General features: G+C 68.0%; 13 protein-coding genes and 1 pseudogene. 6 read left to right on the top strand and 8 right to left on the bottom strand.

Translation table 11 applies throughout. The annotated features are described in order from the left end of the window. Positions 1-191: 191 nt before the first annotated feature. From glk to ACTJJK_RS06990, 3 genes are all read right to left on the bottom strand, one after another. Positions 192-1,193 carry a glucokinase gene (gene glk, locus ACTJJK_RS07000; protein WP_031370779.1) on the bottom strand — a complete coding sequence of 334 codons (1,002 nt, stop codon included), beginning with the start codon at positions 1,191-1,193 and terminating at the stop codon, positions 192-194. Next, positions 1,190-2,611, bottom strand: coding sequence for a glucose-6-phosphate dehydrogenase (zwf, locus tag ACTJJK_RS06995; protein WP_031370780.1), 1,422 nt, complete (start codon positions 2,609-2,611; stop codon positions 1,190-1,192). The genes glk and zwf overlap by 4 nt, the downstream gene beginning before the upstream one ends. 267 nt (positions 2,612-2,878) lie before the next feature. Next, positions 2,879-4,285 (bottom strand): GH1 family beta-glucosidase, encoded by a 1,407-nt coding sequence (locus ACTJJK_RS06990; RefSeq protein WP_440729849.1) that lies wholly within the window; start codon positions 4,283-4,285, stop codon positions 2,879-2,881. Positions 4,286-4,393: 108 nt separating this feature from the next. On the opposite strand from ACTJJK_RS06990, the gene ACTJJK_RS06985 reads away from it, so the two are divergent. The 3 genes from ACTJJK_RS06985 (at position 4,394) to ACTJJK_RS06975 (ending at position 6,649) form a co-directional block, all read left to right on the top strand. After that, positions 4,394-5,488: an ABC transporter ATP-binding protein gene (locus tag ACTJJK_RS06985; protein WP_440729848.1), complete on the top strand. Its 1,095-nt coding sequence runs from the start codon at positions 4,394-4,396 to the stop codon at positions 5,486-5,488. Positions 5,489-5,830: 342 nt separating this feature from the next. Beyond that, complete coding sequence (locus ACTJJK_RS06980; RefSeq protein ID WP_440729847.1) at positions 5,831-6,070, top strand: hypothetical protein; 240 nt, start codon at positions 5,831-5,833, stop codon at positions 6,068-6,070. 21 nt (positions 6,071-6,091) lie between these two features. After that, positions 6,092-6,649: a hypothetical protein gene (locus tag ACTJJK_RS06975; RefSeq protein WP_152566094.1), complete on the top strand. Its 558-nt coding sequence runs from the start codon at positions 6,092-6,094 to the stop codon at positions 6,647-6,649. Between the two features lie 121 nt (positions 6,650-6,770). Here ACTJJK_RS06975 and ACTJJK_RS06970 read toward each other — a convergent pair whose 3' ends face one another. The 5 genes from ACTJJK_RS06970 to ACTJJK_RS06950 form a co-directional block, all read right to left on the bottom strand. Then, positions 6,771-8,834 (bottom strand): TerD family protein, encoded by a 2,064-nt coding sequence (locus ACTJJK_RS06970; RefSeq protein WP_440729846.1) that lies wholly within the window; start codon positions 8,832-8,834, stop codon positions 6,771-6,773. Between the two features lie 159 nt (positions 8,835-8,993). Then, positions 8,994-10,238 (bottom strand): MFS transporter, encoded by a 1,245-nt coding sequence (locus tag ACTJJK_RS06965; protein WP_031370787.1) that lies wholly within the window; start codon positions 10,236-10,238, stop codon positions 8,994-8,996. Between the two features lie 218 nt (positions 10,239-10,456). Next, positions 10,457-12,883 (bottom strand): TonB-dependent receptor, encoded by a 2,427-nt coding sequence (locus tag ACTJJK_RS06960; RefSeq protein WP_440729845.1) that lies wholly within the window; start codon positions 12,881-12,883, stop codon positions 10,457-10,459. 88 nt (positions 12,884-12,971) lie between these two features. Beyond that, positions 12,972-15,992, bottom strand: a complete 3,021-nt coding sequence (gene pgmB, locus ACTJJK_RS06955; protein ID WP_440729844.1) for a beta-phosphoglucomutase — start codon at positions 15,990-15,992, stop codon at positions 12,972-12,974. A gap of 263 nt (positions 15,993-16,255) precedes the next feature. Further along, complete coding sequence (locus ACTJJK_RS06950; RefSeq protein WP_036148018.1) at positions 16,256-17,281, bottom strand: LacI family DNA-binding transcriptional regulator; 1,026 nt, start codon at positions 17,279-17,281, stop codon at positions 16,256-16,258. 342 nt (positions 17,282-17,623) lie between these two features. On the opposite strand from ACTJJK_RS06950, the gene smc reads away from it, so the two are divergent. The 3 genes and pseudogenes from smc to ligA all read left to right on the top strand — a co-directional run. Beyond that, complete coding sequence (gene smc, locus ACTJJK_RS06945; protein ID WP_440729843.1) at positions 17,624-21,127, top strand: chromosome segregation protein SMC; 3,504 nt, start codon at positions 17,624-17,626, stop codon at positions 21,125-21,127. Between the two features lie 175 nt (positions 21,128-21,302). After that, a complete protein-coding gene (zipA, locus tag ACTJJK_RS06940) occupies positions 21,303-22,073 on the top strand; it encodes a cell division protein ZipA (protein ID WP_223621108.1) in 771 nt (256 codons plus the stop codon). An 865-nt stretch (positions 22,074-22,938) separates the two neighbouring features. Beyond that, positions 22,939-24,886, top strand: a pseudogene (gene ligA / locus ACTJJK_RS06935) (NAD-dependent DNA ligase LigA); the annotation flags it as partial. Positions 24,887-24,892: the final 6 nt, after the last annotated feature.

Raw genomic sequence — 24,892 nt, 5'->3', positions numbered from 1 at the left:
GACGATTCTGGCACGGCCGACTTCAAGACGGCGTGCTCGTCGAGGCGGCTGGGCGACGGGCGCCGCGGTAAGGGCGGCATCCCATAGCGATGCCGCTGCGGTCGCAAGCCGCGATCCGGGCTGGCGGGGCGCCCGCAGCCACATCTGCGATCGCGGTCGCGGCTTGCGCCGCTCCCACCCTCAAGCGGCGCTCAGTGCGACGGGGCGAGGTCCGCGGCCGGGGCGAACTGCGCGGCCAGCGCCGCGGCGCCGAGCAGGCCCGGCTGCGGATGGGTCACCGCCAGGGTCGGCACCCGCGCCATGGTCGGCGAGAACCGGCCCTTGTGCTCGAAGCGTTGGCGGAAGCCGGAATGGGCCAGCCAGGGCATCAGTTTCGGCACCAGGCCGCCGGGCAGGAACACCCCGTCCCAGGCGCCGAGGGTCAGCACCAGGTCGCCGGCGGCGGCGCCGAACACCGCGCAGAACACGTCGATGGCGCGCAGGCAGCGGGCGTCGCCTTCGCGGGCCATCGCGGTGATGTCGGCCGGCTGCAGCGGGCCCGGGTCTTCGCCGGCGATCTGGCTGAGGGCGCGGTGCAGATTGACCAGGCCGCTGCCGCTGAGCAGGCGTTCGTTGGAGACGCGGCCGAACTCGCCCGACAGGCGCTGCAGCACTTCGATCTCTTCCGGCGTGCCGGGGGCGAAACTGACGTGGCCGCCTTCGGTCTGCAGCGGGTAGTAGCGGCCGTCGCGGCGCAGCAGCGCGCCGACGCCGAGGCCGGTGCCGGCACCGATGATGGCGTAGGTGCGGTCGCCGGGTTCGTTCCAGCCGCGCCAGGCGACGCCGCCGATCGGCACCACGTCGGCCGGCTGCAGCAGCGACACCGCCATCGCCTGGGCGGCGAAGTCGTTGACCAGGTCGATGCGTTGCAGGCCCAGGGCGATGCGGGTGCGTTCGGCCGAGATCACCCAGGGGTGGTTGGTGATGCGCGCCTCGTCGCCGTCGACGCGCCCGGCCACGGCGAACACGCCATGGCTCGGGGTGGCGCCGGTGCGGTCGAGGTAATGCCGCGCGGCATCGGCCAGCGAGGGGAAATCGGCGACCGCGAAGACCTGCACGCTGTCGGGCAGCAGCTGCGGCGCGGCGCGGTCGGGTTGGGCGAGGGCGAAGCGGGCGTTGGTGCCGCCGATATCCGCGAGCAGGGCGCCGCTCATGCCTGGCCTCCACGATGACCGTTGACCGGGGGCAGGAAGGCCTCGGCTTCGGCCGGCCCCCAGGAGCCGGCCGGGTATTCGACGATGGGTTGCGCGGTCTGGGTCCAGGCGCGCTCGATGCTGTCGATCCACTGCCAGGCCGCTTCGACTTCGTCGTCGCGCACGAACAGGGTCTGGTTGCCGCGCAGGGCGTCGACGAGCAGGCGCTCGTAAGCGATGCGCCGCTGCGGCGAGGACGACGCCGACAGGTCCAGCGACATCGGCCGCAGTTCCAGCGCGCCCCATTCCGGCGCGGCCAGGCTGCCCATCAGGCCCAGCTCGATGGTTTCGTCGGGCTGCAGGCGCATGCGCAGGTGATTGGGGCGCTCGCGGCCGCGGCGCGGGCGCTCGAACAGCCAATGCGCGACCGGCCGGAACGTGATCACCACTTCGGTCGCGCGTTCGGCCAGGCGCTTGCCGGTGACCAGGCGGAACGGCACGCCGGCCCAGCGCCAGTTGTCGATCCAGGTCTGCACGGCGACGAAGGTTTCGACCGGCGCATCGTGGACGAAGCCCTTGACCGCGCGGCCCTCGACCACGCCGGCGCCGTAGCGGCCGCGCACGGTGTTCGCGGCGACATCGGCCTCGGTCATCGGCCGCAATGCGCGCAGCACCTTGCGCTTTTCGTCGCGGATGCTGTCGGCGTCGAGCGCCGACGGCGGCTCCATCGCGATCAGCGCCAGCAGCTGCAGCATGTGGTTCTGGACCATGTCGCGCAGCGCGCCGTAATTGGCGTAATAGCCTTCGCGGCCGTCGACGCCGGCGGTCTCGCCGACGAAGATGTCGACCGATTCGATCCAGCGGTGTTGCCACACCGCTTCCAGCAAGGTGTTGCCGAAGCGCAGCGCCAGCAGGTTCTGCACCGCGGCCTTGCCGAGGTAATGGTCGATGCGGAAGATCCGGCTTTCGTCGAGGCAGGCGCGCAGCGCGGCGTTGATCGCGCGCGCCGAGGCCAGGTCGCGGCCGATCGGTTTTTCCAGCACCAGGCGCGACTCGCCTTCGAGCAGGCCGGCCGCTTTCAATCCCTGGGCCACGGGAACGAACAAGTCCGGCGGAGTCGCCAGATAGCTCACGCTCGGGCGGTCGGCGTAGCCGGCCAGGGCCGCGGCGATCGCGGCCTCGTCGCGCAGGTCGACCGAGACGTAGGCGATCCGGCCCAGCAGTTCCTCGACCACCGCCGGGTCGTCGGCGACCTCGTTGGCCATGCGTTCGCGCAACCAGGCGCGGAACTCGTCGTCGCTCAGGGCCTGGCGGCCGACCGCGACGATGCGGAATCCGGGCGACAGCAGGCGGTCGCGCCACAGGTGGACCAGCGAGGGAAACAGATAGCGCTGGGAGAGATCGCCGGTGGCGCCGAACAGCAGCAGGGTGTCGTGCATGGAACCCGCAAACCAAGATTGAGGGGGAGGTCGAGCGAACGCCGCCGGGCGTCCTTTACGCCGCCGGGATCGTCGATCCCGGCTGGGGTCCAAGCATATCGCCGCTTGAGCGCCCGGCGGCAACATTCGACGCCGCAGGGTGACGGTGCTGCGCGCGGCGCATGGAAACATCGCGCCGCGCTTGCTTGCATTGCCGTCCCGGCCGCGGCGAGAACGACGCAGCGGGCGTTACGCCGACCGCAATCGGGTCGCGGCGTGCGGCCGGTCTCAGTACGGCAGGGGTTCGGCGAGGTGGGTGCCGTTGCTCGCGATCACCTTCGAATACCAGCGTGCGCTGTCCTTGGGCGTGCGCTCCTGGGTGCCGTAGTTGACGTGGACCACGCCGAAACGCTTGGAATAGCCCAGCGACCATTCCAGGTTGTCGAGCAGCGACCACACCATGTAGCCGCGGATGTCGCAGCCGGCCTGGATGGCGTCGTGGATCGCGCCGATGTGTTTTTGCAGATAGTCCATGCGCAGCGGGTCGCGCACCCGGCGCTCGCCGCTGGCATCGGGCTCGGCCACCGGCGGATCGAAGAAGGCCGCGCCGTTCTCGGTGATGTACATCGGGATGTCGCCGTAGCGCTGCTTGACCCAGGTCAGGGTGTCGGTGAGCCCCTGCGGGAACACTTCCCAGCCGGTCTCGGTGTAGGTGCCGAGCGGCTGGCGCACCACGCCGGTGTTGAGCGGGTAGCTCTCGGCGGCCTTGGTGACGCTGCGGGTGTAGTAGTTGACGCCGATGAAGTCGAGCTTCTGCTGGATCAGCTCGAAGTCGGCCTGCGGCCATTCCGGCCAGGCTTCGCCGAAGATCTCGCGCAGTTCCGGCGGATAGCTGCCGAGCAGGGCCGGGTCGAGGTATTGCTCGTTCATGTAGGCATGGGCGCGCTCGACCGCGGCGGCGTCTTCGGCCGAATCGGTGGCGGCGTACTTGGGCTCGATGTTCACTACCAGGCCGATCTCGTGCTTGCCCTCGGCCCGATAGGCCTGGACCGCGGCGCCGTGCGCGCGCATCAGGTTGTGCGAGGCGATCGGCGCCTCGAAGCGGCTGCGGTGGCCCGGCGCGAGCGCGCCGTGCAGATAACCGCCGTCGGTGATCACCCAGGGTTCGTTGAGGGTCACCCACTTCTTGACCCGGCCGTCGAGGGCGCGGTACATGACCCGGCCGTACTCGGCGAACCAGTCGGCGCAGTCGCGGTTGAGCCAGCCGCCGCGGTCGTCGAGCGCGGCCGGCATGTCCCAGTGGTACAAAGTCAGCAGCGGTTCGATGCCGTTGGCGAGCAGCTCATCGACCAGGCGCGAATAGAAATCGAGCCCGGCCTGGTTCACCCGGCCGGTGCCCTCGGGCAGGATGCGCGACCAGGACACGCTGAAACGGTAGGCCTGCAGGCCCAGTTCGCGCATCAGCTTCACGTCGTCCTTCCAGCGCCGGTAGTGGTCGCAGGCCACGTCGCCGGTGTCGCCGTTGAGGGTCATGCCGGGGGTGTGGGCGAAGCGGGTCCAGATGCTGGGACCGGCGCCGTCGGCCATCGGCGAGCCTTCGATCTGGTGGGCGGCGGTGGCGGCGCCCCACAGGAAACCTTCGGGAAAGCGACGCTCGGACGTGGGGCGAACAGCAGCAGGGCGGGGATCGGTCATTCGTCGTGGCCTCCGGAGCCAATCGGACGTGCATGAAAACGGTTACATGGCAGAATAGCCCAGGGCGAGGACAAATGCATCGCTCCGGTCGCATTGTCGGGAGAATTCATGGCGAAGGTCACGTTGGATCGTCTGCGCAAGGTCTATCCGAACGGTTACGTCGGCGTCGCCGATGCCAGCTTCGAGATCGAGGACGGTGAATTGTTGGTGCTGGTCGGCCCCTCGGGCTGCGGCAAGTCGACCCTGTTGCGGATGGTCGCGGGGCTGGAGACGATCAGCTCGGGCGAACTGAGCATCGGCGAGCGTCGGGTCAACGACATGCCGCCGAAAGACCGCGACATCGCCATGGTGTTCCAGAGCTATGCCCTGTACCCGCACATGACCGTGGCCGACAACCTCGGCTTCGGGCTGAAACTGCGCGGGATGGGCAAGGCCGAGATCGCCGAGCGGGTCGGCGCGGCGGCGGCGATGCTGGAGCTGGAGCCGTTGCTGCAGCGCAAACCGGCGGCGCTGTCGGGCGGGCAACGCCAGCGCGTCGCCCTGGGCCGCGCCCTGGTGCGGCAACCGCAGGTGTTCCTGCTCGACGAGCCGCTGTCCAATCTCGACGCCAAGCTGCGCATGGGCATGCGCGTGGAAATCGCGCGCCTGCACCGCCAGCTCGGCACCACCATGATCTACGTCACCCACGACCAGATCGAAGCGATGACCCTGGGGCAGCGCATCGTGGTGATGAAGGACGGCAAGATCCAACAGATCGACACGCCGATGGCGTTGTACAACCGGCCGATCAATCTGTTCGTCGCGACCTTCCTCGGCAGCCCCAAGATGAACATCCTGTGGGGCCAGGTCGACGAGCGCGACGACGACCTGTTCCTGCGCATCGGCGAGGGCCTCGCGCTGAATCTGCGCCCCGATGCCGAGACCCGCGAAAAGGTGCGCGCCTACGTCGGGCGCGAACTGACGATCGGCCTGCGCCCGGAAGACATGCACCTGGCCGAGGCCGGTCCCGACACCCTGGCGGCCCAGGTCGAAGTGGTCGAGCCGGTCGGCAACGAGGCCTTCCTCAATCTCGGTTGCGGCGGTTGCGACCTGGTCGTGCGCCTGCCGCCGTACAACTTGCCGCGCGCCGGCGACACCGTGCATCTGTCGTACGCCGCCGAGCGCATGCATTTCTTCGATCGCGAAAGCGAACTTCGCCTGTAGCCTATGCCGCAGGGCCTGCATGCAGGCGCGGCGCCTGCGTTCCAGGTGCCCGCGCCGCGCCGCACTTGAGTCCAGCGATGCAGTGAGGGCACACTGCATCGCTGCGCCGGGGGACACGGCGACGGGTCGCGTGCGATCCGTACGGTGGGCGCAGATCGCAGCGAGTGCTAACGTGGCCGGGCCCGAGGGGCGCCGGTCGCAATGCCGCATCGCATTCGCCGCTGCACGATCCAAGCGCCATTCGAGGTTCGCAGCCTGGCGTCGTTCGGCCTCGCGTCGGCCGAAGCCTCGCTGCGTTTCGCGCGCCGTCTGCGGCGCGTTCCGTTTCGCTACTCGACCCTCATGACCGACGAAAACGATATCGACCGCACCTTCGCCCGGCTGGTCGAAGCGGCCAGGCACCAGGACGGAGCCGCCTTCAAGGCAGCGACCCAGGACTATGCCCAATCCGCCGACGGCCAGGCCTGGTTGCAAAGCGGTCACGACCGCTACCAACAGATCAAGGCGGAACTCCAGGCGCGGGCGCAAGCTCCGCAGTCGCCGCCGGGCGGCCCGAGCTCCAGCCCGAATTCGGGCCCGTAACCTCTCTTAGGGAGAACCATCGTGCAGGACGCGCAAGACCTGAAACGACTCGCCGCCGATCTGGCGGTATTTGCCCAACATCTGCAAGACCAGAGCGAGCGCGCGGTGCAGCACGTGGACCGCAGCGCCGAAGAATTGCATCGCGCCGCCCAGGGCGTGGGCGCCGGTGCGCAGGAACTCGCGCAACAGATCGTGCAAGCGGTGCAAGCGCAGGCGCAGGACGCGGTCGGCCGCGGCGCCGAGTTGGCTTTCGGCGCGATCGGCACGCAACTGCGCGACAGCGCCGACGTCGCCACGCGCGCGGCGCAGGCGCTGGACGATCAGCGCAAGAAGATCGAACGCGCGCAGCAGAACCTGATCTACAAGAGCGCCGTGGCCCTACTGATCGGCTCGCTGCTGGCGGTCGGCGGCAGTTGGTACTTCGCCCGCAAGTCGCTGCGCCTGATCGAACGCGCCGAGTTCGGCGCCGAGATTCTCGATGCGACCAAGGCCGGCACTCTGACCCGTTGCGACGGCAAGCTGTGCGCGCGCGCCGGCAAGCGCTTCGGCGCCAAGGGCGAGTACGTGCTGATCGAATGACCCGCGAACCGCGCGGGCGGCTTGGCGGCTTGCGGCATTCGTCGCGGGCCGGCGCCGCTCGCGGCGCTCGAGCGGTCCGGCTGTTGCGAGCGCCTCGCCCAAGCGGGTGCGGCGAGGGCCGTCAAAGGAATTCCGCGCGAATCCGGTCGACGTCGAAGGGGGTGACGCCTTCGTGCATCGAGAACACCGTATCGGCTTGATCCGGCGATTCGACCACGCGGCCGCGGGCCTGCGCGTGCAGTTCGAACAAGCTGTGCAGGTCCGGCGTCGCCAATGCGGTCATCGCGCGCAGGATGAGGGAAATGCCGCTCAGGTGGTTGGCCGCGTTGTTCCAGCGCGGATAGCCGCCCAAGCCGATGTCCGTCCAGATGATCTGATCGGTTTCCAGGTCCAGTACGAAGGGCAGGCAGCTTTGCTGGTTCGAGGCCAGATCCAGCCGGTCCTCCACCGTGCGCGCCTCGAACGGTTCGCCCGAGTTCGCGTCGCTGCGCGCCATCCATCCGGCGAAACACTCCGGCAAGTCGCAATAGGGCTGCTCGGTGTAGCTGTGGATGCTGACCACGACGAAACGCAGGCCGAGCCCGCGCAAGCGTTGCAGATCCAGATCGATGAACTCGGCGGCCCCCTGCGGCGCATCGACGATATCGCCGCTGTGATGGCCGCCGTAACCGCGCAGGTTGTAGTAGGCGACGACGTCGCGAAACACGAAGTCGCGGTCGAAGAACGCCGCCGACAGGTCGATGTCGGTGCGCTGGCGGCCGTTGCTCCACCACAGGAACAGGCGGATGAAACGCGTATCGGGCAAGGGCAGGCGGCTGCCGCGCACCAGCGTGCGCAGCGCGCGCGAGGCCGAGCGCTGCGTCAGCGGCGCGCGCATATGCGCCAGGGCCGGGTCGATATAGCAACGGCCCAGCGGCGGCAAACGCGCGAAGCGGGCGCGCAGTGCATCGCGGCAGACGGCGATGGCATCGCTCAGGACCCGGGCGTCGATCGGCGCGCGCTGGTCCTCGAGCGACCAGGCGCGCGCGGCGTCGCCCTTGGGAAAGAAGGTGCGCAGCGGCGATCGCCCGCGATGTTCGAACTGGCTCAAGGCCTGCAGCAGGACCGGTGTCGACACCTGTTCGGCGACGGCACGGAAACGGTCCAGCACCGGCTGCGGTTCGGTACCGCTGCGCAGCAGATGATCGAGCCGGCGCGCGAACTCGCCCGGACGCGCGGCGAGCCGTTGAGCGACCGCGCCGGTGCGGCCTTGCTCCAGCGCATGCTCGATTGCGCCGTTGAAAGTCGCGAACGGCAGGTCTTCGCGCAGTACCTGAAAGGCGCGCCAGGTCTTGGGAAAGCGTTCGCGGTAATCCCCCGGATGCAGCACTTCGCCCAGGCGTTTCCAGCGCTCGCGCCAGCGACGCATGTCTTCGGTGGGATCGTCGAAGCCCTCCAACTGCTGCAGCAGAAAACGGCGCTCGCCGCGTTTCATGCGTTTGAAGCGGGTCGACCCGGCCAGCGACACATCGCCTTCGCTGAGCGCCACCGCCAGGCGCAAGGTGTCGGTCGCGGTTTTGAGATGGGTTCGCAGGAACGCGTCGGTGGGTTCGCCGGGCGCATGGCGCAGCAGGCCCGCGCCGATGACGGCCAGGTTTTCCTTGAACGGAATCTCGACAGGCAGCAGCCGGACGACCTGTGCGCGGTACTGGGCGATGAACCAGCCCAGGTCGGCTTTGTCCTGCAGCGACAGCGATGTGCGCGAGGCGGCGAGTGTGGTGCAGATGTTCTCGTAGTCGTCCAGCGTGCCCAGCTCGATCTCGCGCGGGGTGCGGCCGTTGAGCAGCGGCACGGTTTCGGCCGGTTGTTCCAGGTGCAGTCGGCGCCGAGTGACGTAGTGATACACCGCGCGCATGTACAACTCGGCTTCGGCCAGGGCCAACGAGCCCCGGGGGAAATCCGGGAACAGTGGCCGGTGCTCGCGGTGGGCGCCGGTCATCGCCGCCAGATGCTTACGCAATTCGCGCAGGACGCGGGTGAGTTGCTCGGTCGACAAGGTGCCGAGTCGTTCGATCACCGCTTCGGACAAGACGAACCCGAACGCTTCGGTTTCCTTCTGCACCATCGCGACTTGCGCCGCGCTTGCGCCGCCGTCGCCGGCCTTGAGATACAGCTTGCCGCGCCGGCGCAGATAGATTCCGTTCATGCCCCTCTCCAATGAAAAGCCCGCCGGGAGGCGGGCGATGTGGGAAGCGGACACCCTAGTTTCAGAGTAGAAGGAAGGACGCCCATAGCCACGAGGCCGAGCATAGCCGAGCCTCGCGAGAATGAGAACGCCGCCGATCGGCGGCGAATGGCAGGTCAATCAGGAGGGCGCCATGGCTGCGCGTTCGGCCAAGCCCGACTGGCGCTTGAGCAAGGCGATCGCGAGCAACAGCATCGCCATTGGCAGCAAGGACAGATAGAACGCGGTGCCGCCGCCGATGCGGGCGAACAACTGGCCGGTGATGAACGAGCCGGTGGTGCCGCCGAGCGCCGAGAACACCACGATCAGGCCGGTCATCGCCGCGTGCCGCGACTTCGGCAGCGAACTCAACACCACCGAATTGATCGCCGGATAGATCGGCGCCATGAACAGCCCGATCAGCGGGAACACGTAAGCCGCCAGCGGCGCGTGCGCCCAGCTCATCGCCGGGTCGGGCTGCAGGTTGCGCGCCAGCGGCAGCGCCAGCAGCACCAAAGCCGCCATCGCCAGCACGCAGACCATCAACAGCCAATGCCAGGGCACCCGGCGCAGGGCCACGCCGGCGGCGAGCCGGCCGAGCGCCAGCGACACCGCGAAGATGCTCGCCGCCTGCACGCTCATCGTGGTCGGCAGGTGCAGGATTTCGCGATTGAAGGTCGGCAGCCAGGTGCCGACGCTTTGTTCGATCAGCACGTACAGGAAGGCCGAGACCAGGAACACCGCGACCAGCGGTTGGGCGACCAGGCGGAACATGTCGAGAAACGAATCGCCGACCGCGTGGCCGTCGCTGGCGGCGCGTTCGTCCATGCGCGAGGTCGCGAGCAGGACGAGGATCGCCGCGGCGATCGCCGCGAGCAGCCAATACACGCGCAGCCAGACCGGGTCGCCGGGCGATTGCGGATCGATGAACCAGGCGAAGATCCAGTAACCGGCGAGCACGCCGACCATGAACCAGCCCTCGATGGTGCTGGTCAGGCTGGCGTGCGCCTGCTTGTCCTCGGTGAGCAGGCCGATCGAGGAATACACCGAAACCTTGACCAGGGCGAAGGACACGCCGGTGGCGACGAACAGCAGCTTGGTCATCCAGAACGACGCCAACAGCGGCATCAGCAGACAGGCCGCGCCGACGAAGCCCAGGCCCAGCATCATCGCGCGGCGATAGCCCAGGCGCGGCATCAGCGAGGCGGTCAGGAACGAGACGATGGCGATCGGCAGGTCCTTGAAGGCCTCCAGGATGCTGGCGTCGCTCTTGCTGACGCCGAAGCCCTGGATCGACTGCAGGATCACCGTGCCGACGCTGTTGAGCAGGATCCCGAACACCATGTAGGTGAGGATCATCGCCAGGATCATGCGGCCTCGGTTCATGCGGGCGTGGCTCCGGTAAGCGGTCCGGCGCGATGCCGGACCAGGAGATAAAAGACCGTTCGCGACGGTTTGCCAAGTGCGCACGCCGGAGAGAGGGGGAGGGCGACAGTTTCCGGCAAGGCCGGCGCGAACGGTGAGGTAAGAGGAGACCGTGCAGGCGACATCGGGCCGCCCCGTGGAACTCCGCGCCGCCGCCGTGCGGCGACGCGGAGTCTGGATCACCAGCGGTACGCGGCCGAGAACAGGTAGGAGCGGCCTGCGATCGGGCGGCCCATGAACACGCCGCCGGTGGCCGCGCCGGGCACGCGCACGTTGCCTTCGGTCAGGCCGAGTTCGTTGGTGACGTTGCTGCCGGTGAGCGCGAACTCCCAATTCTCGCCGACGTGCATGTTCGCGCCGACGTCGAGCGTGTGGTACGAGGGCAGCTTCTGGGTGTTGGCCAGGTCGGCGTAGCGGTCGCCGATGCGCGAGTAGGTCGCGAACACCTTCAGGTCGCCGAACGGCAGGTTCCAGAAATAGCTCGGGGTGAAGCGGAACTGCTGCTTCGGCTGGCGCATCACCTGGTTGCCGGTGAACTCGCGGTAGTTCTCGTACTTGGCGTCCAGCCAGATGCCGGTCAGGGCCAGTTCGAGCCCGCCGACCGGGCGCACCGCCGCTTCCACTTCCACGCCGTAGGCTTCCGAATCGCCCGCGGTGGTGAAGTTGGTGCCGTCGTCGAGGAAGGCCTGGAACGGCGAGTTGGTGAAGCTGTTGTAGAACCCGGTCAAGTACAGATCGTAGACCGAGTTGCCGGCCTTGAAGCCGAGTTCGTACTGGTCGATTTCCTGGGTCTTGGTGTTGCCGTCGCGCAGGTTGTCGAACGCCGGCAGCTTGTAGCCGGAGTTGGCGCGCGCGAACAGGCTGGCGCTGTCGTTGAGCTTGTAGTTCAGGCCGAGGGTCCAGGAGAAATGCTTGTCGTCCTGGTCGATGCGGCGGGAAGTCGGCAGCGACACCGAGGTGGCATTGTCGTAGAGCGTGTTCGGATTGCCGTCCAGATCGACCGAGGCGACGTCGTGCACGGTGCCGTCGACCTGCTGCCACTCGTAGCGGATGCCGCCGTCCAGGCGCAGGCGGTCGTTGATCTGCCACTCGTCGGCGAGGAACACCGCGGTGTTCTGGCCGTCGTAATCGCCGCGCAGCGAGAAGAACGAAGTGCCGGTGAAACCGTCGCGGGTGACCTGGCGGCCGTCGGCGAGGCTCAGATCGATCCGGCGCGCGTTGTTCTGCGCGGTCAGCAGCATGTTGTTGCCGAGGTACCAGGTGTCCTTGGACGAGTAACGCGCGTAGTAGACGCCGGCGGTGAGGGTGTTGCCTTCGAACAGGTCGCGGCTGAAGCGCAGGTCGTTGGTGAACGATTCCAACTCCTTGTCGACCACCCAGAAACCGGCCGTCAGCACCTGCTGGTTCGGGTCGACTGCGCCGCCGCCGTTGACGTAGGTGGCGGTGCCGGCGCTGCCGTAGCCGGCGATGAAGTCGGCCATGGTCTTGGGGCTGGCGCCGGTGAACAGGCCGTTGGTCGGCGCGCTGCCGCTGACGTAGTTGACCCGGTCGCTGATGGTCCAGTCGCCGACGTAGAAGTCCATCGACGCGCCGAACACGTCGAGATTGATGCCGCGGCCTTCGGCGAGGTCGCGGGTGATGGTCTGGCCGTTCGGACCGGTCGGCAGGGTCACATGACGGAAGTCGTTGCCGAGCAGGGTGCCGGTCTGTGCGTCCAGGCCCCGGAAGCTCGACAGGCTGCTGCCGTTGTTGCGCGAAAGCAGCGGGATCGGAGTGAAGAAAGCGTTCTTGTCGTTGGTGTGGCGTGCGTAGACCGTCACTTCGCCGCTGTCCCAGCTGTGGGTCAGGGTGGCGCTGAGCTGGCCGCCCTTGTCGGCCGGGAACTGGGTGTCGCGCACGCCGTCGGTGGTGCGGTAGAAGCCGCCGACGCTGTAATACCAGCCTTCGCCGAGCTTGCCGCTGTTGAACAGGTCGACGCGGCGCAGGTTGTCGCTGCCCAGGCCGACGCGGACGCTGCCGGCCGGCTCTTCGCCGCCCTTCTTCTGGATGAAGTTGACCGTCGCGCCGGGCTGGCCGTTGGAGAAGATCGGGCTCGGGCCGCCGCGCAACACTTCCATGCGCTCGATGGTGTCGTCCATGCGGAACAGGGTCGAGTTCTCGAGGAAGGACAGGGTCGGCGGCGGGTACAGCGGCGCGCCGTCCATCTGCACGGTCACGAACGGGGCGTCGCCTTCCGAGGGCATGCCGCGCACGAAGATGTTGGCGCCGGTGCTGCCGCCGGCCGACTCGGCCCAGATGCCCGGCACGACCTTGAGCGCGTCGGCGGTGCTCAGCGGCACCGCTTCCTGGATTTGTTCGAGCGAAGCGGTGGTGATCGAGAAGCTGGCGTCGCGCTTGCGGATGCCCTTGAAGCGGGCGGTGCCGCTGACGATGACCGCGTCGAGGGTGGTCGCCGATTCGCTGCCGCTTTCGGCCTGCGGCGCCGGTGCCGGTGCCGCTGCGGCGGCCTCCTGGGCCAGGGCGTAGCCCGGCGCCAACGCGGCGGCGATCGCCGCGGACAGTGCGAAACGCATCAGTTGGCGTTGCTTGGTAGACGTGTGCTGCATCGTGTTCTCCCCACTCATCTTGTATTGGTTATGCAAACGGATCGATCGGTGGTGGTATCCCCGCCGCGGCAGTACTTGCCGCGCGCGGTCAGGGCAAAACGAAAGCGTCCAGGTCGAAGGAGGCGATATCCGGCAGGCAGGCATCGGCGCGCGCCAGAGCGAGGGCATCGCCGATGCCGACCGCGGCCATCCCGGCCGACTTGATGGCGACCACGCCGGCGGCGGCGTCTTCCAGGCCGATGCACTGCGACGGCGGCACGCCGAGCGCGGCGGCGACAGTCAGGAAGATTTCCGGGTCGGGCTTGGCGCGGGCGATGCGCGCCGAGTCGGCGATGCAGTCGAAGCGGTCGGCGATGCCGAGCCGTTCCAGCAGCGCGCCGGCGTTGCGGCTGGCCGAGGCCAGGCCGAGCTTGAGGCCGCGTGCGCGTGCCTGTTCGAGCAGGCGCTCGACGCCGGCGAACAGATCCTTCGGCGCGACCTCCCGGATCGCTTCGACGTAGTAGGCGTTCTTGCGTTCGGCCAGGGCGAGCTTTTCGTCGCGGCCGAGCACGCGCCCGGCATGGCGCAGGATGATGTCGAGCGAGGCCATGCGGTCGACGCCCTTGAGCAGTTCGTTGACCTGCTCGTCGAACGGCAACCCTTCCTCGTCGGCCATGCGCTTCCAGGCGCGGTAATGGGTCTGGGCGGTGTCGGTGAGCACGCCGTCGAGGTCGAAGATCAGGGCGCGGGCCGGACGCGGAAAGGCGAGCGGGGCGGGGCCGCCGGGGGCCGCCAGCGGCGCCCGCAGGCTCGCACCGAGATTCAGTTCGATGCCGCGGCCTTCGTGTTCGATCGTCAGCGGCGCGCCTTCGAGCAAGCGGTATTCGACGCCGTCGCGGCTCACCCGCAGGCGCAGGCGCCGGCCTTGCCAGCGCAGGCCGAAGCCGTAGCCGTTCCAGCCGGCCGGCAGGGTCGGGGCGAAATGCAGCGCACCGTCGACCGCGCGCAGGCCGGCGAAGCCGGAGACCAGGCCGAGCCAGGTGCCGGCCAAGGCCGCCATGTGCACGCCGTGGTCGGTATTGCCGTGCAGGTCGTCGAGATCGACGCGCAGGTTTTCGGCGAAATACTTCGCCGCTTGTCCGGCATGGCCGACTTCGCTGGCGAGGATGCCGAACACCGAGGCCGACAGGGTCGAGTCGTGGGTGGTCACCGCTTCGTAGTAGTCGAAGCTGCGGCGCTTGACCTCGGCGGGAATGCCGTCGCCGGCCAGGACCAGGGCCATGATCACGTCGGCCTGCTTGCAGACCTGGTGGCGGTAGAGGGTGAGCGGATGGAAGTCGAGCAACAAGGGGCGATGCTCGCCCTCGTGCTTGGGGAACGGCCAGCGCGGCTTGTCGAGGAAGGTGTCGTCCTGGGCGTAGATGCCGAGGGCCTCGTCGTAATGCAGGAACATGGCCTCGCCGGCGCGGCGCCAGGTATCGACTTCGTGCGCGTCCAGGCCCAGCCGCGCCGCCAGCTCCGCGACTTGTTGCGGGCGCTCGCGGTGCAACTGCTGCCACACCTGCACTGCGCGCAGCAGGTGCTGCTGGGCCATGCGGTTGGTGTAGAAGTTGTTGTCGACCAGGGCGGTGTATTCGTCCGGGCCGGTGACTTCGTGGATGCAGAACGCGCCGCCGCGGCGCGGGTTGAAATGGCCGATCTGCGGCCAGATGCGCGCGGTCTCGAACAGGATCTCGGCGCCGCTTTCGAGCAGGAAATCGACATCGCCGGTGGCGTCGACATACAGCCCGATCGCGTAGGCGACCGCGGCGTTGATGTGATACGCCGCCGAACCCGAGGGATAGTGCGCCGAACATTCGCCGCCAGTGATCGTGCGCCACGGGAACAGCGCGCCGCGCGGATGGTTCATCTCGCGTGCGTGCCGGCGCGCCGGCTCCAGCGCGAGGTAACGCGCATGCAGCATGGCGCGGGCGACCTCCGGTGCGGTGTACACCATGACCGGCAACATGAAGGCTTCGGTGTCCCAGAAATAATGGCCTTCGTAGCCTTCGCCAGTGAGGCCCTTGGCGGCGGTGCCGCTGACGCCGTCGCGGCCGGCCGATTGCAGCAGGTGGAACAGGTTGAAGCGCAGCGCCTGTTCGGCGGACGCATCGCCATCGATGAATAGTTCGGCGCCGTCCCAGAATTCGGCCAGGGCAGCGGCCTGTTGCGCGGCCAGGGCATCGAACCCGGTGGCGACGGCGCGTGCGGCCGCCTGCGTCGCGCGTTCGGCCAATTCGCTGTCTTCGCTGCCGCTGGCGTAGGCGACGAATTTTTCCAGCGTCAGCGAAGCGCCGGGCTGCAGCGCGCCGTCGTAGCGTTGCAGCACGTGTTCGTCGGCGCGTTCGGCCGCGCCGAAACCCAGGCCGTGGTCTAGGCGATGGGCCTGCGCGCAGACCACGCGCACACTGCTGTGGCGGGTCGATTGCAGGACGTGGGCGCCGTGTTCGTCGGCCTGCGCCGCCAACAGCCGCAGCCCTTCCGACACCGCCACGCCGATGCGCGGGTCGTCGCCCTGTTCGGCGGCCTGGTGGCCGCATTCGATCGCCGAGGCCAGGCTCAGCGGGCCGCTGTAATCGATCGATTCGACCCGGTAACGGATCGCCAGCAGGTCGACGCCCGAGCTCGCGCTGTCGAAGGGCAGCACGCGTTCGGCGTGGATCTCCAGGGTTTGGCCCTGGGCGGTGCGCAGACGCAGGCGACGGCTGAGGCGGCCGCTGCGCAGGTCGAGTTCGCGTTCGAACCCCAGCCACTGCGCGGCATCGATATCCAGGCGTTGGTCGCCCAGCCAGACCGCGATGCGCTGGCCGTCGGCAACCGGCAGGCGGGTGTCGGTGCTGCGGGCGAAGCCCGGGAATCGTTCGTGGTAGTGGATCGGGTGCTTTTCGTAGACCGAGGCCAGGAAGCTGCCGTCGCTGCCGCCGTCGGCTTCCTCGAAGCCGCCGCGCACGCCGAGCGAGCCGTTGGCGAGGGCGAACAGGGTTTCGTCGCGGCGGCGCCGGGACGGGTCGAAGCGGTCCTGGCGCAGGCGCCAGGCATCGGCCTCGGAGGAAGCAGGGGGGAGGTGCGGTGCGGCTTGGGGCTGGATCACGCGGCGGGACCTGAGTGCGTCGTTGCCGCGGACCGTAGAGAGGCGTTGTTATCGATGTCAAGTTATCGATAACAATCGACTTCAATAGTGTGCCTCAGTGCTTGTTTTCCAAGGCCGGTAGTCGCGTTCCTGGCAAGGCTTAAACGATGTGAATCAGCGGTTTAAGCGATTGTTGCGGTGCGGGAAAATCCGCCCGGCTTTGCCCCCTTGCGACGAAGTTCGCGTTGCGATGCAGCATCGCGCTGCGCATCGGGCCGAAACGCTCAGGTGACGCGCGCCACCAGGTGGGTCGGCAGGATTTCCGACTGCGCAGGGCGGCCTTCGATCATCGCCAGGATCTTGCGCGCCAGCGACACGCCGGCGTCGACGAAGTTCTGATGGATCGAGGTCAGCGGCGGCAGATAGGTCGCGCCGAGCGGGGTGTCGTCGTAGCCGATCACCGAGACGTCCTCCGGCACCCGCCGGCCGCGCTCGATCAGGGCGCGGATCGCGCCGATCGCCAGCAGGTCGCTGGCCGCGAACAGGGCGTCGAACTGCGGGTGCTCGTCGAGCAATTGGTGCACCGCCTGGGCGCCGGCGCTGACGGTGAAGTTGGCCACGTTCGGGGTCAGCGGCACGATGCCGTGCTCGGCCAGAGCCTCGACGAAACCGTCCAGGCGCTCGGCGAATTCGCCGTGGGCGCTGTCGCCGAGGAACACCGGCCGGCGCCGGCCCAGGGCCAGGAAGCGCTCGGCGGCGAGCTTGCCGCCGCGGTGGTTGTCGCTGCCGACCACGACCTGGGTCTCGTGGCGGCTGACCGCGCCCCAGACCACCATCGGCCGGCCCCAGCGCTGCACCTCGTGCATGGCGTCTTCGTGCGCGCCCTGGCCGAGCAGGATCACCCCGTCGGCGGCCTGCACGCTCGGCAGGGCGCCGCCCTGCAGCGAGGTCAACAGCACGCTGTAGCCGGCTGAGGTCAGCTCCTGGCTGATGCCGCCGAGCAAGTCCAGCGGGTAAGGCCCGGACATCTGCCGCTCGACGGTCGGCTTCATCTCGACCACCACCGCCACGGTCATGCTGCGGCGCAGGCGCAGATTGCGCGCGCTGATGTTGAACTGATAGCCCTGTTGCTCGGCCAGTTCCTTGATCTTGGCCCGGGTCTCGGGATTGACCAGGGGACTGTCGCGCAGGGCGCGCGAGACGGTGATCGCGGAAACGCCCGCCAGTTCGGCCAGATCGGCCATGGTCAGGTGTTCGCCGGCCTTGCGGGCCGGATTGGGGTCGCTCGGACGGCTGCTGCGAGAGCTCATGCGATGCCGTGTCACTCCCTGTCATGGCGGCGGGCGAATGCGGTCGATTCGCCGAATCGGCCATGTTTACCATGAACGCGTGGCGGGACGGAGCCCGTCCGGCGCGGCGGCGGGCAAATCGGCGCGGTTCGGCACAGGCCGCCGGCAGGTCGGCGCCACGGCCGCCTGAGGCAGCGCTGAAGCCGTTCGCGGCGAGCCTCGCGCTGGCCCGCTATACTCGCGAGGGAGCGCCGTCCAAAGCGGTATCTCTTCCAAGTGATTCAATAACTTGGGTATGTTGTCTCATCCATTTTCACGTTTTCACGGCGGCGCCGCCCGGCGCGCCAGGGACCACACCCGCGCATGCGTCTGTCCACGATCAAGCTGTCCGGTTTCAAGTCCTTCGTCGATCCGACCACGCTGCATCTGCCCACCAACATGACCGGTGTGGTGGGGCCGAACGGCTGCGGCAAGTCGAACATCATCGACGCGGTGCGTTGGGTCATGGGCGAAAGCTCGGCCAGCCGCCTGCGCGGCGACTCGCTGACCGACGTGATCTTCGCCGGCTCTTCCGCGCGCAAGCCGGTCTCGCAGGCCATGGTCGAGCTGATCTTCGACAACTCCGACCACACCATCACCGGCGAATTCGCCGCGTTTAACGAGATCTCGGTCAAGCGCACGGTCAGCCGCGACGGCACCAGCCAGTACTACCTCAACGGCGGCAAATGCCGCCGTCGCGACATCACCGACCTGTTCCTCGGCACTGGCCTGGGGCCGCGCAGCTACTCGATCATCGAGCAGGGCATGATCAGCCAGATCATCGAGGCCAAGCCCGAGGACCTGCGCGTTTATCTCGAAGAAGCCGCCGGCATTTCCAAGTACAAGGAACGGCGCAAGGAAACCGAAACCCGTATCCGCCACACCCGCGAGAACCTCGACCGCCTCAACGATCTGCGCGAGGAAGTCGGCAAGCAGCTCGAACACCTGCGCCGCCAGGCCCGCCAGGCCGAGCAGTACCAGGCGATCCAGGCCGAGCGCAAGGTCAAGGACGTGGAGTGGAAGGCGCTGGAATACCGCGCCCTGGACCAGAAACTGCAGAGCCAGCGCGAGCGCCTGTCGCAGCAGGAAACCCGATTGCAGCAATTGATCGCCGAGCAGCGCGAGGCCGAGCGCGAGCTCGAGACCGGGCGCGTGCGCCGCGAAGAAGCCGCCGAAGCGCTCAACAAGGCGCAGGCCGCGAGCTACGAGGTCGGCGGCGTGCTGGCCCGGGTCGAACAACAGATCCAGCATCAGCGCGAAATGTCCGGACGCCTGCACAAGGCGCGCGACGAAGCGATGGCCGCCCTGGCCGAGATCGGCGAGCACATCGGCAGCGATCAATCGCGCCTGGACGTGCTGCTGGCGGCGGTCGCCGATGCCGAGCCGCGCATCGAGGCGATGCGCGAGGACGACGAGGCGCGTCAGGACGCGCTGCGCGATGCCGAAACCAAGCTCAACGACTGGCAGCAGCGTTGGGACGCGCACAGCCGCGAACAATCCGAAGCCGCGCGCGCCGCCGACGTCGAGCGCACCCGCCTGGAAGGCCTGGACCGCCAGACCCTGGAAGCCGATCGCCGCCGCGAGGCGATGACTGCAGAACGCACCGGCCTGGACGTCGCCGCGCTCGCCGAGGCTTTCGAGCAATTGCAGAGCCAGCACGACCTGCAGAAGGAATCGCTGGAAAGCCTGACCGACGAGTTGGAGACCCGTAAGGGCACGGTCTCGGACCTGCAGGAGCAACAACGTTCGACCCAGAACCAACTGGCCGAGGTGCGCAAGCAGGCGCAGACCTCGCGCGGCCGTCTGTCTTCGCTGGAAACCCTGCAGCAGGCCGCGCTCGGCCTGGAGCAGGGCGCCGCGCTGACCTGGCTGCAGGCGCGCGGGCTGGATTCGGCGCAACGCGTCGGCGAAACCCTGACCGTCGAGGCGGGCTGGGAAAACGCGGTCGAAAGCGCGCTCGGCCAATTGATCGAGGGCGTGCTGGTCGAATCGCCGGAAGCGCTGGTCGATGCGATCGGCGAACTCGGCGAAGGCCGCCTGACCCTGGTCTCGCCCGCGCGCGACGACAGCGTTTACGCGCCGACCTCGCTGGCCTCGAAGGTGCAGGGCCCGGCGGCGATCCGCCGCCTGCTGTCGCGCCTGCACGGCGCCGACGACCTGGCCGCGGCGCGCGCGCTGCAGCCGTCGCTGGGCGCGGAAGAAACCGTCATCACCCGCAACGGCGAGCGCCTCGGCGCCGGCTGGGTGCGGGTGCTGCGCTCCGGCGCGGCCAAGCAGGGCGCGCTGCTGCGCGAGCGCGAGATCCAGAGCCTGCGCGCCGAGATCGAGACCCTGCAGAGCCGCGAGCGCGAACTCGAACAGACCCAGATCCAGTTGCGCGACCGCCTGCTGGCGTCCGAGCAACAGCGCGAGGACGCCCAGCGCGCCCTGTACATGGCCCACCGTGGCGTGTCCGAACTCGCCGGCCAGTTGCAGAGCCATCAGGGCCGCCTGGATTCGGCGCGCAACCGCATCGAGAAGATCGATGCCGAACTCGAACAGTTGCTGATCCTGATCGACGCCGGCGGCGAGCAGGCGCGCGAAGCGCGCACCCGCCAGGAAACGGCGATCGAGCGCATGGGCGAACTGGAAGACACCCGCCTGGAGCTCGAATCCGAGCGACGCCGCTTGTTCGAAGCGCGCGACGCCGCCCGCAACGCCGCGCGCGAATCGCGCGACGCCGCGCATGCATTAAGCCTGACCCTGGAAACCCAGCGCGCCCAGATCGCCGGCTTGAGCCAGGCGCTGGAGCGCATGGGCGGCCAGCGCGGCCAGCTCGACTCGCGGCTGGGCGAACTGTCGGCGCAGCTTGCCGACGGCGACCAGCCGGTGCTGGCGCTGGAGCAACAGCGCCAGGTCGCGCTGGAACAGCGCGTCGTCGCCGAACACGACCTGACCGCCGCGCGCACCGCGCTCGACGGCATCGACAACGACCTGCGCAAGTTCGAGCAGACCCGCCAGCAACGCGACGAGCAGGCCCTGCAACAGCGCGAAGCCATCGGCCAGCGCCGCCTCGAACAGCAGGCGTTGGTGCTCAAGGCCGAAACCCTGACCACGGCCATCGCCGAGGCCGGGGCCGTGCTCGAAGACGTGGTCAATGCGCTCGACGAAAACGCCGAACCGCAGGTCTGGGAGCGCACGGTCGCCGAACTCGACGGCAAGCTGCGGCGCCTGGAACCGGTCAACCTGGCCGCGATCGCCGAACACGCCGAGGCGGCGCAGCGCAAGGACTACCTCGACGCCCAGTTCACCGACCTCAACACCGCGCTGGAAACCCTGGAAGATGCGATCCGCAAGATCGACCGCGAGACCCGCGGCCGCTTCAAGGACACCTTCGACCGCGTCAATTCCGGCGTGCAGGAACTGTATCCGCGCCTGTTCGGCGGCGGTCACGCCTACCTGGAACTGACCGGCGAAGACCTGCTCGACACCGGCGTGGCGATCATGGCGCGCCCGCCCGGCAAGCGCGTATCGAACATCTCGCTGCTGTCCGGCGGCGAGAAGGCGATGACCGCGGTCGCGCTGGTATTCGCGATCTTCCGTTTGAACCCGGCGCCGTTCTGTCTGCTCGACGAAGTCGATGCGCCGCTCGACGAAGCCAACGTCGGCCGCTTCACCGCGATGGTCAGCGAGATGAGCGAACAGGTACAGTTCCTGTTCGTGAGCCACAACAAGGCGACGATGGAAGCCGCGCAACAACTCTCCGGCGTGACCATGCGCGAGCCCGGCGTCAGCCGTCTAGTCTCGGTCGACCTGGCCGAGGCGACGCGTCTGGCCGGTGCGGCGTAAGTCGCGCGGTCGGGATGAATGATTCGGGACGCAGGACGGGCGACAGCCAAAGCCTGCGTCGTATTCGTGATTAAGTTCGGGAGTCGGGACAGGGCAGGGAATCGAGAGCCGGCGTAGCCGCTTTGACGAATCCCGAATCTCCAATCCCGAATCCCTGTATCAAAAGGAGCAACCGATGTCCGACGTGACACTGCTGCGGATCGGCATCCTCATCGCCGGTCTGATCCTGATCGGCGCGATCGTGTTCTTCGGCCGCCCGCGCAAGCCGGGGCAGGGCAAGCGCGTCGCCCGTGAGGAAACGCCGCGTGCCGGCGAACGCAAGCCGGGTACCCGCCAGGAGCCCTCGTTGGGCGAGCAGATCGAAAACGAGCTCGGCGAATCCTCGACCGTGCCGGGCGAGGCCACCACGCAGGCCGAGCTGGAACTGTTCGACCGCACCCTGGAAGGCGGCGCCAATGCCGCCAACAGCGATCTCGGTCGTCGCGTCAGCGAAGAGTTCGACAAGATCGTGACCTTGTACCTGGCCGCGCGCGCCGGGCAGAAGCTGCACGGTCCCGACATCGTGGTCGCTGCCGAAAAGGCCGGCCTGGTCTATGGCCACATGGGCGTGTTCCACCGCTTGGTCGAAGGCCACCCCGAGCGCGGTCCGGTGTTCAGCGTCGCCAATATCATGAAGCCCGGCAGTTTCGACATGGCGACGATCCAGTCGCTGGAGACCCCGGCGGTGGCGTTCTTCCTGACCCTGCCGGCGCCGATCCCGGCGCTCGACGCCTGGGAGACCATGCTGCCGACGGCGCAGCGCATGGCCGAGTTGCTGGATGCGGTGGTGCTGGACGAGCAGCGCAATGCCCTCGGCCGCCAGCGCATCGCTCATTTGCGCGACGAACTGCGTGCCTACGATCGCCAGCGCGAAGCGCCGCCGTTGAGCAAGCCGACGCGTTGGTGAACCGATAGCGGCGCTATTCGCGCCGCTGCGGTGTTGCAGGGTTCGACCTCAGCTTTCCTGTAGGAGCGGCGTCCCAACAGGGATTTCCTACGGTCATGAGCCGCGACCACGGGACGCGCAGAAATATCAACGCCGATGTTGTTCATCGAAAGCGGCGTGCAGTCGCAGGGTAGGAGCGGCGCGAGCCGCGATCGCGCTGCGACAGTCTTGCTGCGTATCTCTGAATCAAGATCAAGATCAAACGCCAAGAGCTTCCGCCACTAAAGTGGCGGGTTACTTTCTTTTGTCATAAGCAACAAAAGAAAGGTAACCAAAGAAAAATGCTTTTCTTTGAATCACAGGCCCGCACGAGCGTTGCCTCCGCGGGGATTTTTCATACGGGACATCCCTGTCCCGATGAAAAACGGCCCGCATCCATGCGGGCCGCCCTCCGGGTCTTCTAGGGCCTTCGCTAGTGCGAAGCCGCGCACAGCAACATCAGCCGCAACGGCAACGGCAACGGCAACGGCAAAATCTTGCCCGCATCCGCATCCGCATCCGCATCCGCACTTGCATCCGCACTGTTAGTTCGCGTGCCGAAGGCTGCTCCTGGATCGGCGCGGCGTCCTTGCCGTAATCGCTCGCAGTGCTCGGCGCTCAGTCCGGCGACAGCCGAAGATCGAATCCCCCAGCTCGCACCCAATCCACCGAAGAAGTCCCCCCTTTGAAAAGGGGGACTAGGGGGGATTTGCTTCTGCTCTCGGCATCAATCACCCCGATTCCGCCGGTCATCGCGCCCTGCGCGACGCCAACCGTCCACAATCGCGCGAATCCCGTTCAAAATGCCATCCGCCCCGCCGCATCGGCAGCGCCAGGACCCACGCCCGTGACGACCGAATCCAAGAAAGACGCCGCCCAGGCCGCGAAGCGCGCCAGCGAGCTGCGCCGCCAGCTCGAAGACGCCAACTATCGTTATTACGTGCTCGACGACCCGACCCTGGCCGACGCCGACTACGACCGTCTGCTGCGCGAGCTGGAAGCGCTCGAAGCCGCGCATCCGGACCTCGCCACGCCCGATTCGCCCACCCAGCGTGTCGGCACGGCGCCCTCGGGGGCCTTCGACGAGGTTCGTCACGCGGTGCCCATGCTCTCGCTGGGCAATGCCTTCGCCGACGAGGAAGTGGCCGATTTCGTCCGCCGCATCGAGGAGCGCCTGGACCGCAGCGCGCCGGCCTTCTCGGTGGAACCCAAGCTGGACGGCCTGGCGATCAGCCTGCGCTACGAGGGCGGCCGTTTCGTCCAGGGCGCGACCCGCGGCGACGGCGCCACCGGCGAGGACGTCACCCAGAACCTGCGCACGATCAACGCCATCCCGATGCGCCTGCGCGGCGAGCACTGGCCGCCGGTGCTGGAAGTCCGCGGCGAAATCTACATGCCCCTGGCCGCCTTCAAGGCCTATAACGAGAAGGCCCTCAGCGAAGGCGGCAAGGTCCTGGCCAATCCGCGCAACGGCGCCGCCGGTTCGCTGCGCCAGCTCGACCCGCGCATCACCAAGCAGCGGCCGCTGGCGTTCTATGCGTATGCGGTCGGTCTGGTCGAAGGCTACGAACTGCCGCCGACCCATTCGGCGACCTTGAAGCAATTGCGCGACTGGGGCTTCCCGGTCAGCACCGAGAGCGGCGTCGTCGCCGGCACCGACGGCCTGCTCGGTTATTACCGGCAGATGGGCGCCAAGCGCGACACGCTGCCGTTCGACATCGACGGCGTGGTCTACAAGCTCGACGACTACGCCGGCCAGCGCGAGATGGGCTTCGTCTCGCGCGCGCCGCGGTGGGCGATCGCGCACAAGTTCCCGGCGCAGGAACAATCGACGGTGCTCGAAGGCATCGACATCCAGATCGGCCGCACCGGCGCGGCGACGCCGGTCGCGCGCCTCAAGCCGGTGCAGGTCGCCGGTGTGGTCGTGACCAACGCGACCTTGCACAACGCCGACCAGATCGCGCGCCTCGACGTGCGCATAGGCGACACGGTGATCGTGCGCCGCGCCGGCGACGTGATCCCGGAAATCGTGCGGGTGGTGCCGGAATATCGCGACCCGAACGCGCCGCAATGGCAGATGCCGGGCGAATGCCCGGTGTGCGGTTCGGAGATCGTGCGCGAAGAGGACGGCGTGGTGTGGCGCTGCTCCGGCGAGCTGACCTGCGCCGCGCAGCGCAAGGAGGCGATCCGCCATTTCGCCTCGCGCCGGGCGATGGACATCGAAGGCCTCGGCGATCGCTACATCGAGGATCTGTCCGACCTGGGCTATCTGCAATCGGTCGCCGACCTCTACAAACTCGAACTCGACGATCTGCTGCAGATGAAGCGCCGCGCCGAGGAACGCGACGGCACCACGCCCGAGACCGTAAAGGCCGGCAAGGTCGCGACCAAGTGGGCCGACAACCTCATCGAAGCGATCGACCACAGCCGCAACACCACGCTCGAACGCTTTTTGTTCGCGCTCGGCATCCAGCACGTGGGCGAGAGCACGGCCAAGGCCTTGTCGGTGTGGTTCGGCGATCTGGCATTGATCCGGCATCTGCCGTGGCCGTTGTTCAAGCGCGTGCCCGACGTCGGCGGCGAAGTCGCGCGTTCGCTCGGCCATTTCTTCGATCAGCCCGGTAATCAGCAGGTCATCGATGCCCTGCTCGAACGCAAGGTCAAGATCGGCGACACCCACGCGCCGTCGCCGAAACTGCGCGAAAGCCTGAACCTGGCGACCTTGCTGGTCGACATGGAAATTCCCAAGGTCACGCGCATCCGCGCCGATCAGCTCGCGGCCGCGTTCGGCAGCGCCGAGA

Source organism: Lysobacter sp. 22409 (assembly GCF_052045105.1).
Classification (GTDB): Bacteria; Pseudomonadota; Gammaproteobacteria; order Xanthomonadales; family Xanthomonadaceae; genus Lysobacter; species Lysobacter antibioticus_B.
Note: the sequence above shows the minus strand (reverse complement) of the source record. Positions and strands in the feature narration are given on the sequence as shown.

Coding starts and splice junctions, on each gene's coding strand:
- glk (WP_031370779.1), bottom strand. CDS start 1,193: ATGAGCGGCGCCCTGCTCGCGGATATCGGCGGCACCAACGCCCGCTTC.
- zwf (WP_031370780.1), bottom strand. CDS start 2,611: ATGCACGACACCCTGCTGCTGTTCGGCGCCACCGGCGATCTCTCCCAG.
- ACTJJK_RS06990 (WP_440729849.1), bottom strand. CDS start 4,285: ATGACCGATCCCCGCCCTGCTGCTGTTCGCCCCACGTCCGAGCGTCGC.
- ACTJJK_RS06985 (WP_440729848.1), top strand. CDS start 4,394: ATGGCGAAGGTCACGTTGGATCGTCTGCGCAAGGTCTATCCGAACGGT.
- ACTJJK_RS06980 (WP_440729847.1), top strand. CDS start 5,831: ATGACCGACGAAAACGATATCGACCGCACCTTCGCCCGGCTGGTCGAA.
- ACTJJK_RS06970 (WP_440729846.1), bottom strand. CDS start 8,834: ATGAACGGAATCTATCTGCGCCGGCGCGGCAAGCTGTATCTCAAGGCC.
- ACTJJK_RS06965 (WP_031370787.1), bottom strand. CDS start 10,238: ATGAACCGAGGCCGCATGATCCTGGCGATGATCCTCACCTACATGGTG.
- ACTJJK_RS06960 (WP_440729845.1), bottom strand. CDS start 12,883: ATGCAGCACACGTCTACCAAGCAACGCCAACTGATGCGTTTCGCACTG.
- ACTJJK_RS06950 (WP_036148018.1), bottom strand. CDS start 17,281: ATGAGCTCTCGCAGCAGCCGTCCGAGCGACCCCAATCCGGCCCGCAAG.
- smc (WP_440729843.1), top strand. CDS start 17,624: ATGCGTCTGTCCACGATCAAGCTGTCCGGTTTCAAGTCCTTCGTCGAT.
- zipA (WP_223621108.1), top strand. CDS start 21,303: ATGTCCGACGTGACACTGCTGCGGATCGGCATCCTCATCGCCGGTCTG.